Consider the following 14,837-nt stretch of genomic DNA (forward strand, 5'->3'; position numbering starts at 1 on the left):
GGTCACAAAGGCGATGACGGGCATTGGCCGCTCGCGGATCGGGAAGCTCGGAAAACATCGGCAGCACTCCAAAACAAGACACCAACCGAATCCGCAACACCAATCAACGCAACCTCAAATCTCATATGCGATTCCCCTGCCGGTGGGGGAGAGGCGGTGCGTGCCGCGAACACAGAAATCCGCTTTCCCCGGATTTGTGCCGGGGGAAATGGAGCGGGTTGGCGGAAACGGAGCGTGCCGGGGAAATGGAGCGGGTCGGAGAAACGCACAAGATCACCCCTTCTCCCCCACCGGGGAGAAGGTGCCGCGAAGCGGCGGATGAGGGGTGCGCGCCAGCGCCGCAAAGAGTCTTCAAATGGCCGCTCCGCGGCCGCCCCTCACCCTGCCCTCTCCCCGGGCGGGGAGAGGCGGTGCGTGCCGTGAACACAGAAATCCACTTTCCCCGGATTTATTCCGGGGGAAACGGAGTGGGTTGGGAAAAATGGAGCGGGGTGGAAGACAGGAGAAATGCGCAAGCAGAGGCGCCCCCCCTACCCCCCGACGAAATAGCGGCCGTCGCGGTCGGTTTCGGCCTGGCCGACGGCTTCCATCACGTCCAGCACGTCCTGGACGCGGCCGATCTTGGCCCTGGTGTTCTTGCCGGCGACGCGGCGGGCGAGGTCTTCGGCGCTGAGCGGACCGGTGGCGCTCTCCAGCAGCTCGCGCACGATGCGCGCCTGGGCCTTGCGGTCCTTGGCCGGGAAGGCGGGCAGTTTCTCGCCGGTCTCCACGGCGGCTTCGGCCAGGGCGAGACCGGCCTGCCCGGCCTTGGCTGTTTTCGGCGCGAAGCGCGGGATCTGGAAATCCGGCCGCAGCCAGCGCACATGGCCGCGTTTTTCTTCCTCATGCCGTTCCAGATTGAGCGCGACCAGGCGTTCCAGGATCGCCTCGTCGTCCAGATCGTCCGGCCAGCCATAGGCCTCGAACACGGCGGCGTCGATATCGTCATGAATGGATTTCAGCGTGCCGACCAGGCCGGCCTCATAGATGGTCTTCTCGGCCTCGCTGAGCGGCGGCTCGTCCGCCTTGCCGGCTTCGAGCGCCCGCACCCGTTCGAGCACATTGTAGAGCTTCGTCATGGTGAGGAAGCCGTGCTTGTCCAGCACCGCCTTGCGATGCGCATCGAGCCGTTCGCCCAGATCGTCGAGGCGGGCTTTGAGGGCGGGTTTGTCGGTGAGGTCGGGGAAGGGGAAGGGGTCGAAGCAGCGGGATTTGTTGTAGCGAGGGTCGTTTCCGACGCCCATCCTACTACCTGAAACCAAGGCCCACAGGACGTGGACGCTTGACGATAGCACCGCCAACCACTCTGCCTCTTCTGAGGCGATGCAAATCAACATGTTGTCCGGCAGTGTGCCTTCCGGGAGAAAGCTGAAGAAGCGGTGCTTTGACGTTTCCGTCGTTGCGATAATACGTGAACTGCCATCGATGGCCGGGCGCATCTGATTCCGTGGTTCCCCGAATATCCACCAATTGTCACGGTAGGTTTTGCGACTATTGAGATCACGCTCCGGCTTAACGGCCGCTCGAACGTGCTGATAAATGGCCGGATATCTATCGCGCACCTCATCTTCCGACAGGCCGAAAAGATCGATGACCATCACGCCCCGCGCTGTCTGGTTCAGATCGCGGCCATTCCGATAGGGATGGATGACCTGACCGATCGCCGTCCGGTCGGCATCGAGCTTTTCCGCTTCTTCCGGTGTCACGATGAAGCCGGAGCCGTGAAGCTTGACCCCCGGGCTCGATAATCCCGCATTCGCCAATAGCGGTCTCGCGGCACTGATCTTCGCACCCAGCCGGAGTGCAGGCCCGACCAGCCCCGTCCTCGACGCCAACCGCACCTCCGGCTGATCCGTATTCAGCCCGCTTTCCTCGACCACCTCCGCCAGCACGCCATCGCGTTCCTCGCCCGGGGCCGCCACCGTCATGGCAATGCGCACGGCGGCCTTGTCGGCGCTTTTCATCCAGGGATGGTCGGGGATGGCATAGACCAGCGAGAGGGGCGGCTTGCCGGACAGCGCCTTTTCGATCACGCGGCGATTGAAGGTCTGGCGGATGGAATTGGTGGTGATGAAGCCGAAGCGGCGCGGCCGTTCGCCGCCGCCCTTTTTCGCGCCCGCCGCCACACGCCCGGCCGCCTGGTTCCACCAGTACATGACGAAATCGGCGGATCTGGGCATGTCGGCATGGGCCGCCCACAGGGCTTCGGCATAACCGTCGCCCAGCTCGGCGCGCAAATCCTTGCCGCCGATAAAGGGCGGATTGCCCACGATGAAATCCGCCTGCGGCCACACCGCCGGTTTCGGGTTTTCATAGTCGTGGATTTCCCGCCGGGCGCTTTCGTCCGGCACGTCCTCGCCGGTGACGGGGTGGGGTTTCATGGTCTCGCCATCCCAGCGGGTGACCGGCTTGCCCTCCTCGTCACAGCGCAGGGTTTTCGCGGCATAGTCCAGCACCGCATCGCGGCATTCGATATTGTGGAAGTCGCGCAGCACCGGGTCGACCACCACATCCTGGCCGCCGGTCTTCAATTGCCATTTGATATAGCCGATCCACAGGACCAGCTCGGCAATCGCCGCGGCGCGGGGATTGAGCTCGATCCCCAGAAACTGGTGCGGATCGACGGTGTGGCCCTGGAATTCCAGTGTCGCCTCGCCGCCCAGCTCGGTGATGAAATCCACCACATCGCCTTCCAGCCGCTTCATCATCTCCATGGCGACATAGAGGAAATTGCCCGTGCCGCAGGCGGGATCCAGCACGCGGATCTCGCACAATTGCTCATGGAAGCGGCGGGCGGCACGGCGCGCCTCCTCGCTCTTGCCGTCCTCGATGAGCGCCTGGCATTCCACCTGCACATCGCGCCAGTCCTCGCGCAGGGGTTCGATAATGGTGGGCGTGACCAGGCGTTCCACATAGGCGCGCGGCGTGTAATGGGCGCCCAGCTTGTGGCGCTCCTTCCTGTCCAGCGCCTGTTCCAGCAGCGTGCCGAAAATCGCCGGTTCCACATCGCGCCAGTCGCGCCGGGCGGCGATGGTCAGCTCGGCGATCATTTCCGCCGTCAGCGGCAGGGCCCGGGCATCCCGGAACAGGCCGCCATTGAACTTGCGCACCGGTTCGCGGATCCAGGCATTCAGCGCGGAACCGGTATTCATGTCGCTCCAGAGCTGTTCCAGCGCCAGATGCGCCTTGTCGGGCATGCCCTGCAGCTCTTCGAGCATGCGGGTGAAACTGTCCTTCTTCAACAGCTCCACATCCTCGGCGAACATGGTGAAGAGGCAGCGCATGAGGAACATGGCCACCGTCTCGGCGTCGTGCTTCTGCTTTTCCAGATCGCGGGCGATGACGGCCAGGCGCGCGGCGATATCGCGCGTGACCTCGGCCGAACGTTTCGCCGGGTCCAGATCGTGCGGCGCCTGCCAGATCGCGCGCAGCCGGTCGCGCACGGGCTGCTGGTGCAGATCTTCCAGCAGGATGCGGAAACCGCGCCGGTCCGGGAAGTGGGCGTAATTCTTCCCCTGGCCGGAGAAGTCGGCAAAGACCTCGAAGCAATAGCCGACATCGCAGATAATCAGGAAGGGCGGCCAGCCATGTTCCGGCGGCAGGTCCTTGGCATAGCGCTCGGCCTGTTCGCGCGCCGCGCGCATCGCCGTGATCCAGGCATTGGTGCCGCGCTTCGCCGTGCCCAGCTTGCGGTCGCCGGCCTCGATGCCGTGCAGTTCGATCTGCGCCGGATCGGCCTGTTTCGCCTTGCCGGCCTTGGCGCTCTGCTTGGCCTCCAGCACGAAGGCGCCGCGCTTGTAGAGGTCGATATAGCGGGTGGAGACATGCCCGTCGGCGTGATGGCGCGTGACCGAGCGCTCGTAGACATAATCATTGAGGTGGTTGGCTTCGGTGACGGGGTCGGGATGGGGCAGGCCCAGCAGGTCGCACAGCTCGTTGATGAAGGAGTGCGTGTTCGAGCGCTCCGCGCCGCCGGACTTCTCCCAGCGCTCGACGAAACGGGCCACCGTTTCCGGTGCCACGCCGTCATCCTCGAACATCTGCGCCATGGCGCACCGCCTCCCCGCGCGATAACCGGCTGAAGCCTATCCGGTTTCCGCCGCGCGCGGCAATGTGTGATTGCGGCGTGCGGTCGCGGTCCGTCGAGGACGGCGCACTGTCTTCCCTTTTCGGGAGAGGAGGCGCCTGCCGCAAACACAGGGCTCTGTTTTCCCCGGATTTATTCCGGGGCCTGCCGGACGCGGCCCTGAGCCCCGTTTTCACCTCAGCCAGACTCCGGCACAAGGCCGGGGAAAGCGGCGTGGGTTGGGGAGAGGGCGAGAAAACTTATCCCCGCCCGGCGGGGCCGGGTTAGACTGGCGGGGCTGTTTCTCATTGCCGGTTTTCCGCCTTCGCGCGCCGCCTTCCGGGCTCTGGTGCAGCCCTGTCACCCCCTGGCACCGCAATGTCGCACCAATGGGGCAGTAATGATGGCGCCATGGGGCAGGCATGCGACAGGTCCGGCGCATCAAGGACCGGGCGATATAACCATAACCCGTTTGATTTTATCAGCTTTTCCGAATCACCCCGGCTAAATCAGTCCCGAACCCTTATCAGACCTTCCTGGGCCGCCGAGGCGACCAGCTTGCCGTCGCGGGTGAAGATCTGGCCGCGATTGAAACCGCGGGCACCGCCGGACCAGGGGGCGTCGGTGGCGTAGAGCAGCCAGTCATCCATGCGCACATCGTCATGGAACCACAGGGCATGATCGAGGCTGGCGGACTGCATCTTGCGCGTCATCCAGCTGACCCCGTGCGGCTGCATGCAGGTCGACAACAGGCCCATGTCCGAGGCGAAGGCGAGCACGGCCCGGTGCATCAGCTGGTTCTCGCCGATCGAGCCGGAGGCGCGGATCCACAGATTGCGCACCGGGGCGCGCTTGTCCGGATTGACCGGATTCCAGATCTCGACCGGGCGGATCTCGATCGGCCGCGAGCGGGTGAGGAATTTGTAGAGCGGTTCCGGGATCTCGTCCTTGTAGCGCTGGAAGATTTCCGCTTCCGACGGCAGATCATCCGGCGCCGGAACGTCCGGCATCTCGACCTGGTGCTCCAGCCCCTCTTCCTTGCGCTGGAAGGAGGCCGTCATGTTCAGGATCGGCTTGCCGCGCTGCATGGCGATGACGCGGCGGTTGGAGAAACTGCCACCGTCATAATCGCGCTCGACGCGATAGATGATAGGGAAATCCTCGTCGCCGGGGCGCATGAAATAGGCATGCACCGAGTGGGCGACCCGCTCGGCCTCGACCGAGCCGACCGCCGACATCAAGGCCTGGGCAATCACCTGGCCGCCGAAGACGCGCCCGCGCCCGCCCGGATTGCGGGGACCGCGATAGAGGTCGACATCGATCTCCTCGACATCGAGCAGGGTAACCAGGCCCTGGGCCAGTTCCTGCGGTGTCGGGCGGCGGCGTTTCTTCGCTTCGCCTTCCGGGTGTTGATCCCCGTCCATCATGCGGCCTCTTTCACGATTGCGTGTTGCACTGCGGCAAGTCTGGACCGTCCGGACGCAAATTTCCAGCTTCCGGTACGCCGCAGTGCAGGAGGCAGACAGTCTAGGAGGCGACGAGCTTCAGCGACTTGGTCGGCGCATCCCAGGGCAGGTGATTGTCTTCGAGCATCACCATATTGTCGCGATTGATGATTTCCGGGCGCGCGTGATAGCCCAGCAATTCCTCGACATCCTGGTCGGCATGGCGCGCAAGCACCATGGTCTCGTCGGACGAGAAATTCGTCAGGCCGCGGGCCAGTTCCTCACCGCCCTCGTCATACACGTGCAGCACATCGCCCTTCTGGAAGTCGCCATGGATCTTGACGATGTCCTCATGGCCGACACCCGCCTTGCTCTCGCGCAGCTTGGCCGCGGCGTCCTGGCGGATCACCAGACCGCCGGCACGGTGCAGGCGGTTGGTCAGCCAGACCGCCCAGGACGAGGCCGGCGTACCCTTGGCGATGCAGCGCGTATGACGGCGCTCGCCCTTGAGGATGCCGGACACGGGCCGATCGATGACGCCCTCGCCGATCAGCGTGTTGACGCCGGCATTCTGCGCCATGTTGGCGGCGCGCATCTTGGTCAGCATGCCGCCCGAGCCCAGCGAGCTGGTACCGGTGGTGACCTCGAGATACTCGCTGACATCCTCGACCGTCTCGATGAACTGCGCCTCCGGATCTTCCGGATTGCGGTCATAGAGCCCGTCGATATTGGTCAGCAGGATCAGATGGTCGGCCTGGATCATCTGCGCGACCTTGGCCGCCAGGCGATCATTGTCGCCGACGCGGATTTCCTCGGTCGTGATCGTGTCGTTCTCGTTCACGATCGGCATGATGCCGTGCTCGAACAGGCGCTGGATCGTGTTCTTGGTGTTGAGGAAGCGGCGGCGCTCCTCCAGATCTTCCAGCGTGACAAGAATCTGGGCGATGTCGAAACCGTGCTCGTGGGCGACCTGCTTGTAGGCATTGAGCAGCAGCGGCTGGCCGCAGGCGGCAGCGGCCTGCTTGTCCAGCACGCCGGCATCTTCCGGCGACTTCTTGATCGAGTTCAGCCCCAGGGCCACCGAGCCCGAGGAGGCCAGCACCACATCATATCCTTCCTCGCGCAGCTGCGCGATGTCGGCCAGAAGACCATGCATGAAGGCGTATTTCAGGGTCAGCCGGCCATCATTGGCCAACAGGCTGGACCCGATTTTCACGACGATGCGGTTTCGAACACTCACAAGAGGCTCCTCCGTGGCGCGGAACAATGCTGCTCCGCAGTAAAGACTGTGCGCAAAATATTTTGCGTTCAAATTTTTTCAACCCCAAAAGCCGGATGCCGCCATGCAATATCGCCGCGCCCACCTCATAATTTATGGCGCAAAGCTGAACGATTGCTTGCCATCCCGGTTTTCTGCGCCATCGGAAATATAATTTGAATTCGAAATATATTTTGCTATGTATCCCCTCATCAGCGGCTCGATGCGCTTTCCGGCGCGTCGAGCGCATTTGTTGTGAGCCTGTCGCAATCGCGTGAACACGTGCGTAATCTGGCGCCGGGCCTCGACAGCGCAGAAGGATTGGCGATGGACATTCTGATGATCGGTTGCGGGAATATGGGCGGTGCCATGCTGCGCCGCTGGGTGGATGCGGTTCCGGCCAGCTATACGGCCGTCAACCGGACACCCTCCGCGATACCCGCCGGCGCCGGTCATGCAGGGTCTCCGGACGCCCTGTCAGGGCGGACATTCGACGCCATCGTCATTGCCGTCAAACCGCAGCAGATCGCCGATATCGTTCCGGCCTACATGCCTTTCCTGAAGGATGATGGCTGCGTCATCTCCATCGCTGCGGGCTTCTCGATCGCCTCCATGAAGGCCGCCCTCGGCGACCGGCCGGCGATCCGCATCATGCCCAACCTGCCGGCCCAGATCGGCCGTGGCGTGAACGGTCTCTATGCCGACCCGTCCTGCTCCCCGGCCCATCGCGACCTGGCCGACCGGCTGGCGAAGGCCACCGGTTCGGCCGTCTGGCTGGACACCGAGGACGAGATCGACCGGATCACGGCGGTTGCCGGCTCCGGCACGGGCTATGTCTTCGAGATCGCCCGCGCCTATGTCGCGGCGGCCGAGCGCCTGGGCTTTGCCCCGGACACCGCCCGCACCCTGGTCCTCGAGACCCTGGCGGGCGCAGTGGAAATGGCGGCGCAGAGCGAGACGAGCCTGGAAGATCTGCGCAATTCCGTGATGAGCAAGAAGGGCACGACCGAGGCGGGCATCCACGCGCTGCGCCGCGACGGGCTGCTCGAGCAATTGCTCGTCGAAACCACGGAGGCGGCGTACGCACGCGCCTGCGAATTGCGCTAGTTGCCGCGCCTCCGAAACTCACCGACACTCCAGACCCCGAGCGAACGAGACATGTCAGATCGTATGCAAGCCTATATCGAACAATTGGGACGCCAGGCCAAGGAGGCGGCGCGCCAGCTCGCGACAGCCTCCACCGAGCGCAAGAATGCCGCACTCACGGCCGCAGCCGCGTCCCTGCGACTTCACGCCAACGACCTCATCGAGGCCAATCGCAAGGACGTCGAGAGCGTCCGCGAAGCCGGCAAACCGGACTCCTTCATCGACCGGCTGATGCTGGACGAGGCGCGGATCGAGGGTGTCGCCCAGGCCATCGAGGCCATCGCGACCCTGCCCGACCCGGTCGGCCGCCAGCTGATGTCCACCGAACGCCCCAACGGGCTGCGCATCGAACGCGTCGCCGTGCCGCTGGGCGTGATCGGGATGATCTATGAATCGCGCCCGAATGTCGGCGCCGATGCCGGCGCGCTGTGCCTGAAATCCGGCAATGCCGTGATCCTGCGCGGCGGTTCGGAGAGCCTCAACTCCACCCGCATCATCGTGGAATGCATGAAGGAAGGCCTGCGCGAGGCGGACCTGCCGGAAAACGCGATCCAGATGGTCGACACCACCAATCGCGCCGCCGTGCAGCACCTGCTGCAGTGCACCGATTATGTCGACCTGGTGATTCCGCGCGGCGGCAAGGGCCTCGTCTCGCTGGTGCGCGACCAGGCCAAGGTGCCGACGCTGCTGCACCTGGACGGCAATTGCCACACCTATGTCCACCAGCGCGCCGACCTGACCAAGGCGGCCGCCATCGTGAAGAATGCCAAACTGCGCCGCACCGGCATCTGCGGTGCGACCGAGAGCCTGGTCGTCGACCGCTCGGTCGCCGGAGATTTCCTGCCCGGCCTGGTCGATAGCATGGCGGGTTGCGAGTTCCGCGGCGATGCCGATGCTGTCGCCATCGACAGCCGCATCAAGCCGGCCAGCGAGGAAGACTGGGACACCGAATATCTCGACAGCTGCCTGTCGGTGAAGCTCGTCGACGGGCTGGAAGAAGCGATGAACTGGGTGTCCGATCACTCCTCGGCCCACACCGACGCCATCGTCACCGAGGATCCCGATGCTGCGGCCGCCTTCCTGACTGCCATCGACAGCGCCGTCGTGATGCACAATGCTTCGACGCAATTCTCCGACGGGGGCGAGTTCGGCATGGGCGCAGAAATCGGTATCGCGACCGGCAAGATGCACGCCCGCGGCCCGGTGGGGCTGGAGCAGCTCACCTCCTTCAAATACCTCGTTCACGGGGACGGCCAGACCCGCGCCTGATGACGCACCGCGTCCGGCCCGCCCCTTCCTGACCATCAACCCAAGGCAAGCTCATGGATATTGAAGCTCTGATCTCCCTTGCGCTCTATTTCGTCCTGATGATGGCGATCGGCCTCTACGCCTATCGCAAGTCGACGGACGACGTGTCGGGCTACATGCTCGGCGGGCGCCAGCTGAACCCGGCCGTGGCCTCGCTGTCGGCGGGCGCCTCGGACATGAGCGGCTGGATGCTCATGGGCCTGCCCGGCGCGATCTTCGCCACCGGCATGTCGGAGGCGTGGATCGCCATCGGTCTGATGATCGGGGCCTATTTCAACTATCGCCTGGTGGCGCCGCGGCTGCGCGTCTACACCGAGATTGCCGACGACGCGATCACCATTCCGGACTTCTTCGAGAAGCGCTTTGCGGACCATTCGCGCACGCTGCGCGTGATTTCCGCCGTGGTGATCATCATCTTCTTCACGCTGTACACCTCGGCCGGCGTCGTGTCGGGCGGCAAGCTGTTCGAGGCCTCCTTCGGCCTGGACTACCGCCTCGGCCTGTTCCTGACGGCGGGGGTCGTCGTCGCCTATACCCTGTTCGGCGGCTTCCTGGCGGTGTCGCTGACCGACTTCGTGCAGGGCTGCATCATGTTCGTCGCCCTGGTCCTGGTACCGGTGGTGACCATCATGCAGCTGGGCGGGTTCGGCCCGACGGTGGATGCGCTGAGCACGCTGAGCGTGGATGTCGGCGGATGGGAGAAATCCTATCTCTCCATGATCCCGCAGGAGAGTCTCGGCCTCGCGGCGATCGGCATCATCTCCACCATGTCCTGGGGCCTGGGCTATTTCGGCCAGCCCCACATCATCGTGCGCTTCATGGCGGTGCGTTCGCTCAAGGACGTTGCCGTCATGCGCCGCATCGGCATGAGCTGGATGCTGATCACGGTGCTCGGCGCCGTGCTGACCGGCGCCGCGGGCCTTGCCTATGTGAAGAGCCAGAATATCGACGTTGCCGACACTGTTCCGATCGCCCGCGTGATCGAAGCGCCGACCGATGCAACGACGTTCAGCGAGCTGGACAATATCGACACCACCGGCGCCTTCTCGGACGGCGATGTGGTGCTGGGTGACCAGGAAACGATCTTCATCCTGCTCTCGCAGGTGATCTTCCACCCCTATATCGCCGGCTTCCTGCTGGCCGCGATCCTGGCCGCGATCATGAGTACGATCTCGTCCCAGCTGCTGGTCTCGTCGAGTTCGCTGACGGAGGATTTCTACAAGATCTTCCTGCGACGGGGGGCCAGCCAGAAGGAGCTCGTCCTGGTCGGACGCCTGTCCGTGCTGGCGGTGTCTCTGGTGGCGATCGCACTGGCCTTCGACCCGGATTCGAACATCCTGAACCTGGTCTCCAACGCCTGGGCCGGATTCGGTGCCGCCTTCGGCCCGGTCGTCCTGATCAGCCTGTTCTGGCGCGGCATGACCAAGCAGGGCGCGATTGCCGGCATGGTGACCGGTGCCGTCACGGTGCTGGCCTGGATCTACGTCTTCAACCTGTCCGGTGTGATGTACGAGATCGTGCCGGGCTTCATCGCCGCGACGATCGCCATCATCGTGGTCTCGATGGTGTCGAAGGATCCGGAAAGCCATGTCACCGACTATTTCGACGAGATGACCGGCATCCTGAAAAAGGGCGAACTGCCCGGCAAGGAATAGACCCTTCGGTCCAGACAAACGGCAACGGCCGGCGGAGCGATCCGCCGGCCGTTTTCTTTGCGGTGCTCGTTGCGGATCAGGTGGGGAAGCGGATGGTGACGCTGGCCCCGCCCTGCGGCGCCTGCGACCGGGCAAGCTCGCCGCCCAGACGCTGGGCCAGCGCTTCCATCAGCGAGGAGCCCATGCCCTTGCCGGCCCCCTCCGCATATCCCTTGCCATTATCGCTCACCGAGACGGTCGCCTCACCCTCATTGATCCGCTCAAGGCTGACCGTCACCAGGCCCGGCTCGGCCATGCCCGGTTCGAAGGCGTGCTTGTAGGCGTTGGTCACGGCTTCGGTGATGAACAGGGCCGCCGGAATGGCAATATCCGGGTCCAGCTCGACATTGTCGGCTTCGACGCGGGTATCGACATCACAGCCATAGACCGTGCTGGCCTGGCGCAGATGGTAGAGCAGCTGTTCGAGGAAAGGGGCCATCTCGACGACCCGCAGATCGTCATTCTCATAGAGCGTCCGGTGTACCAGGGCGAGCGCATTGATCCGGCCGCCAGCCTCGGAAAGGACGCGCCGGGCCTCGGCATCGCTGGTCCGGCGGGCCTGGATGTTCAGGAAGCTCATCGTCACCTGGAGATTATTCTTCACCCGGTGATGGATCTCCCGCAGCAGCGCGCCGCGCTGTTCGGCCTCGGTCTCGAGTTCGGCGGTCCGGGCTTCCAGGTCATTGGCCATCGACGCCATCGTCTCGGCCAGGGTGCGGATTTCCGCCGGCGCGCGGCTGGCCCGCACCGGCTGCAGGCCCAGCCGTCCGCTGCCGTAGAGACGGGCCATGCGGCCGAGATAGGAAAGCCAGCGCAGCACGAAGAAATCGACCGCCAGCGACACGCACAACAGCGCCAGCAGCCACATCAGCGACGGCACCAGCACCGTTCCCACAATGTCGAAACCGGCCCAGCTGCCCAGCAGCAGCGACGGCGCGATCAGCACCAGCTGGATGTCGCGGCCGGCCAGCGGCGCCACCAGAAGTGCGCGGCCGGCCAGGCCGTTGACATTCTCCAGCATGACCGGCTCGCCAGTTTCGCGCACCCGGGCCAGAACACCGTCGGGCAATCGGGAAATACGCTCCTCGCGGGGGCCGTCGGGAATATAGGCGAGATTGCCGTCGGCATCGCTCAGCGCGAGGCTGGCCTCCGGCGGCAGGGCCTGCATCTGCAGCAGGCTGCGGGCCGGGCGGGTGTCGATATCGACCGCGATCGCGCCAGCAAACTCGCCATCGACGACGAGCCGGCGCGCCACCGTCATCACCGGCCGCTGCACCGTCCACCAGTCCAGATAGACGTCGCTGAAGACCTCGTCCTCGCCCTCTCTCAGGCGCACGAACCAGTCGAGCCCGGCCAGCTGGACGCTGTTGGAATCGACGGTTTCCACCGCGGCGCAGACAATGACGCCGTCCTCGTCGATCAGCTTGATATTGGAATAGATCGGCTGGGCCGCCCGTACGGCGGCCAGCGTGTCGACGCAGCGGCGGCCGTTCAGACTGCCGATATCGGGATAGTTCGCCAGCGCGGTGACCACGCCGGACACACGGTCCAGCTCACCGGCCAGATCGGCGGACGCCTCGACCAGCGCGGAATGCAGACTGTCGCGCTGGCGGGCGCTTTCCTCGCGGAATTCGATCACGCCCTGCGCGACCGACAGGACAAGGAGCGGGCTCAGGCTGAGCGTCAGAATCGCCAGCAGCTGCAGTCGCAGGCCTCGCCCCTGCTCCCGCCCCCCATTGGTTTTGGAAGACCCGCTCAGCCGGCCGAATGGCATTCGGATATCTGCTCAAGCTCGTTGAGAATGGTGTCCAGCGCGTCGGCCGCCGAAACGCCGTCCTCGCCGCCGGCCAGGGCCGGACCTTTCTCGAGCACTTCAAGCAGCCGGGCCCGGGCGCGATTGACCCGGCTCTTCATGGTCCCCACCGCACAGCCGCAGATATCGGCCGCCTCCTGATAGGCATAGCCGCCCGCACCGACCAGCAGCAGCGCTTCGCGATGCTCGGCCGAGAGTTCGTCGAGCGCGCGGCGCACATCGTCCAGCGCCAGCACATTGTCCTGGTCGACCGCAGCCGGCAGCGTCTCGCGCGCGGTTTCCTCATCCAGCTGGACCTGGCGCCAGGAGCGGCGCTTGTCGGAATAGAACTGGTTGCGCACGATGGTGAGCACCCAGGCCTTGAAATTGGTGTTGGCGCGGAACTGGTGACGCCGGTGCCAGGCACGCAGCATGGCATCCTGGGCCAGATCGTCAGCCGCCGTCGCATCGCCGGTGAGGCCGCGTGCAAACGCGCGCATATGCGGAATCATGTCGTGGAGCAGGGCCTTGAACTCGGTCTCGGGCACCTGCTCGACTGGACTGCCGTCAGCCATCCGAAACCCCCTCTTCCGCCTTGTCAGCCGTCTTGCCGGCAGACTTGGCCGCATCGTCGCCGGTCTCGTCCAGCGCGCTGAGGAGTGCTTCGAAATCGTCCGGAACACCTTCGTCCAGAACGCTGTCATACATGTCCCGCAACCGACGCCCGATGAGTTGCTGCCGCGACCGCGCCGTATCGGCATCGACGGATCTGGGCGGGCGGGAATCTGAAGAATCGTCTCTCATGATTTCCATGTTTAAATGCCGCACGCTTCCACAAGCCTAACATGAACCGGCGAAAAAACACCGTCTCGGCGCATGAAACGCCCCAAGCTGCAATGGGTTCCATCTTTTTTCCGCAAGGCTGGAACCGCGCACGCGCGAATGCGTTATGATGGGGGCTGGACTGTTGATTATCGGAGGGACGAGGGCCAGATGCCGTTCTCGGAAAACGTAAAACCCCACATTCCCTATCTGCGGCGCTATGCGCGCCTGCTGACAGGTGACCAAGGGTCGGGCGACGCCATTGTTCGGGCCGCTCTGGAAGCTGCGGTCGCCGGCGTCACGCCGATCGACCGGGACCTGCCGCCGCGGGTTTCTCTCTACAAGCTGCTTCACGACAACTGGAAGCAGGACACGGTTGCACCGGCCGGCGGCAGTGCCGCCCAGGAACGCCTGACACGCATTCCGACCAAGGCCCGCCAGGCTCTTCTGCTGACAGCGGTCGAGGGCTTTTCCGTGCGCGACGCCGCGATCATCCTTTCGGTGTCGACCGACGATGTCGACCGGCTTGCCGTCGAGGCGCAAGGTGCGATCGAGGACGGTCTGCGCACGCGTGTCCTGATCATCGAGGACGAACCGGTTGTGGCCCTGGATATCGAGGCGATCGTCGCCGAGGGCGGCCACGAGATCGTCGGCATTGCCCGGACCCGCCAGGAGGCGGTCGATCTGTATCGCACCAATGACGTGGAGCTGGTCCTGGCCGATATCCAGCTGGCGGATGGATCTTCCGGCATCGATGCGGTCAATGACATTCTCGCCGAATCGGACGTGCCGGTGATCTTCATTACCGCCTATCCGGAGCGCCTGCTGACGGGTGAGCGGCCGGAACCGACCTATCTCATCACCAAGCCCTTCATGCCGGAAACGGTTGCGGCAACGATCGGCCAGGTCCTGTTCTTCTTCGAGCCGGCCGAACCCGCGCCGGCGCAATAATCACAGTGCTTTCCTGAACTCTACTTGCGGGAGGCTCGCCCCGGGCCTCCCGCTGCTGCATTCAGCTGAGCTGAACGAGCAGCAGGATCACCGAAAGGCTGAACAGGGTCAGATAGATCACGACCCGTGACGGTGTTTCTCCGGGCTTCATCCTTGCCTCCATGGTGTTTGTCTTATCAAGGCACCAGATCAACGCACCGGTCCTGCTTCTGTTCCCCGTCGGCTCTCCGATTTTCCTTGTATTACAGGCGGTCCGGGGATTCTGTGCCACACGTCCAGCCCTGCACAAATGAAAACGCCCGCCTCTTTCGAGGCG

The 14,837-nt window shown here is 64.4% G+C and carries 10 protein-coding genes; 4 read left to right on the plus strand and 6 right to left on the minus strand.

Annotated features, from left to right (window positions below; genetic code table 11):
* Positions 1-530: 530 nt before the first annotated feature.
* The 3 genes from ABJO18_RS00805 to proB all read right to left on the minus strand — a co-directional run bounded on the left by ABJO18_RS00805 (position 531) and on the right by proB (position 6,790).
* Complete coding sequence (locus ABJO18_RS00805) at positions 531-4,088, minus strand: DNA methyltransferase (protein ID WP_348508419.1); 3,558 nt, start codon at positions 4,086-4,088, stop codon at positions 531-533.
* Between the two features lie 526 nt (positions 4,089-4,614).
* Entirely contained in the window at positions 4,615-5,532 is a 918-nt protein-coding gene (locus ABJO18_RS00810; RefSeq protein ID WP_348508420.1) for an acyl-CoA thioesterase II, read from the minus strand.
* 100 nt (positions 5,533-5,632) lie between these two features.
* Positions 5,633-6,790 carry a glutamate 5-kinase gene (proB, locus tag ABJO18_RS00815; RefSeq protein WP_348508421.1) on the minus strand — a complete coding sequence of 386 codons (1,158 nt, stop codon included), beginning with the start codon at positions 6,788-6,790 and terminating at the stop codon, positions 5,633-5,635.
* 345 nt (positions 6,791-7,135) lie between these two features.
* On the opposite strand from proB, the gene ABJO18_RS00820 reads away from it, so the two are divergent.
* Genes ABJO18_RS00820 through ABJO18_RS00830 form a run of 3 tightly spaced genes read left to right on the plus strand, consistent with a single transcriptional unit; the run spans position 7,136 to position 10,917 of the window.
* Complete coding sequence (locus ABJO18_RS00820; RefSeq protein WP_348508422.1) at positions 7,136-7,915, plus strand: pyrroline-5-carboxylate reductase; 780 nt, start codon at positions 7,136-7,138, stop codon at positions 7,913-7,915.
* Between the two features lie 51 nt (positions 7,916-7,966).
* A complete protein-coding gene (locus tag ABJO18_RS00825; RefSeq protein ID WP_348508423.1) occupies positions 7,967-9,223 on the plus strand; it encodes a glutamate-5-semialdehyde dehydrogenase in 1,257 nt (418 codons plus the stop codon).
* Between the two features lie 53 nt (positions 9,224-9,276).
* Positions 9,277-10,917 (plus strand): sodium/solute symporter, encoded by a 1,641-nt coding sequence (locus ABJO18_RS00830; protein WP_348508424.1) that lies wholly within the window; start codon positions 9,277-9,279, stop codon positions 10,915-10,917.
* A 76-nt stretch (positions 10,918-10,993) separates the two neighbouring features.
* Here the strand turns inward: ABJO18_RS00830 and ABJO18_RS00835 are convergent, their stop codons facing one another.
* The 3 genes from ABJO18_RS00835 to ABJO18_RS00845 are packed head-to-tail and all read right to left on the minus strand — an operon-like array spanning position 10,994 to position 13,561.
* Positions 10,994-12,730, minus strand: coding sequence for a histidine kinase dimerization/phosphoacceptor domain -containing protein (locus ABJO18_RS00835; protein WP_348508425.1), 1,737 nt, complete (start codon positions 12,728-12,730; stop codon positions 10,994-10,996).
* Positions 12,712-13,323 carry a sigma-70 family RNA polymerase sigma factor gene (locus ABJO18_RS00840; RefSeq protein ID WP_348508426.1) on the minus strand — a complete coding sequence of 204 codons (612 nt, stop codon included), beginning with the start codon at positions 13,321-13,323 and terminating at the stop codon, positions 12,712-12,714. Before ABJO18_RS00840 ends, ABJO18_RS00835 begins: the two co-directional genes overlap by 19 nt.
* A complete protein-coding gene (locus ABJO18_RS00845) occupies positions 13,316-13,561 on the minus strand; it encodes a NepR family anti-sigma factor (protein WP_348508427.1) in 246 nt (81 codons plus the stop codon). The genes ABJO18_RS00840 and ABJO18_RS00845 overlap by 8 nt, the downstream gene beginning before the upstream one ends.
* Before the next feature lie 180 nt (positions 13,562-13,741).
* On the opposite strand from ABJO18_RS00845, the gene ABJO18_RS00850 reads away from it, so the two are divergent.
* On the plus strand, positions 13,742-14,521 hold the full coding sequence (locus ABJO18_RS00850) for a response regulator (protein ID WP_348508428.1): 780 nt from the start codon (positions 13,742-13,744) through the stop codon (positions 14,519-14,521).
* The last annotated feature ends 316 nt before the right edge of the window (positions 14,522-14,837 follow it).

Source organism: Maricaulis sp. (assembly GCF_039978735.1).
GTDB lineage: Bacteria > Pseudomonadota > Alphaproteobacteria > Caulobacterales > Maricaulaceae > Maricaulis.

Bases quoted from the DNA above. Each gene is read 5' to 3' on its own strand.
- ABJO18_RS00805 (WP_348508419.1), bottom strand. From the start codon at position 4,088: ATGGCGCAGATGTTCGAGGATGACGGCGTGGCACCGGAAACGGTGGCC.
- ABJO18_RS00810 (WP_348508420.1), bottom strand. From the start codon at position 5,532: ATGATGGACGGGGATCAACACCCGGAAGGCGAAGCGAAGAAACGCCGC.
- ABJO18_RS00820 (WP_348508422.1), top strand. From the start codon at position 7,136: ATGGACATTCTGATGATCGGTTGCGGGAATATGGGCGGTGCCATGCTG.
- ABJO18_RS00825 (WP_348508423.1), top strand. From the start codon at position 7,967: ATGTCAGATCGTATGCAAGCCTATATCGAACAATTGGGACGCCAGGCC.
- ABJO18_RS00830 (WP_348508424.1), top strand. From the start codon at position 9,277: ATGGATATTGAAGCTCTGATCTCCCTTGCGCTCTATTTCGTCCTGATG.
- ABJO18_RS00835 (WP_348508425.1), bottom strand. From the start codon at position 12,730: ATGCCATTCGGCCGGCTGAGCGGGTCTTCCAAAACCAATGGGGGGCGG.
- ABJO18_RS00840 (WP_348508426.1), bottom strand. From the start codon at position 13,323: ATGGCTGACGGCAGTCCAGTCGAGCAGGTGCCCGAGACCGAGTTCAAG.
- ABJO18_RS00845 (WP_348508427.1), bottom strand. From the start codon at position 13,561: ATGGAAATCATGAGAGACGATTCTTCAGATTCCCGCCCGCCCAGATCC.
- ABJO18_RS00850 (WP_348508428.1), top strand. From the start codon at position 13,742: ATGCCGTTCTCGGAAAACGTAAAACCCCACATTCCCTATCTGCGGCGC.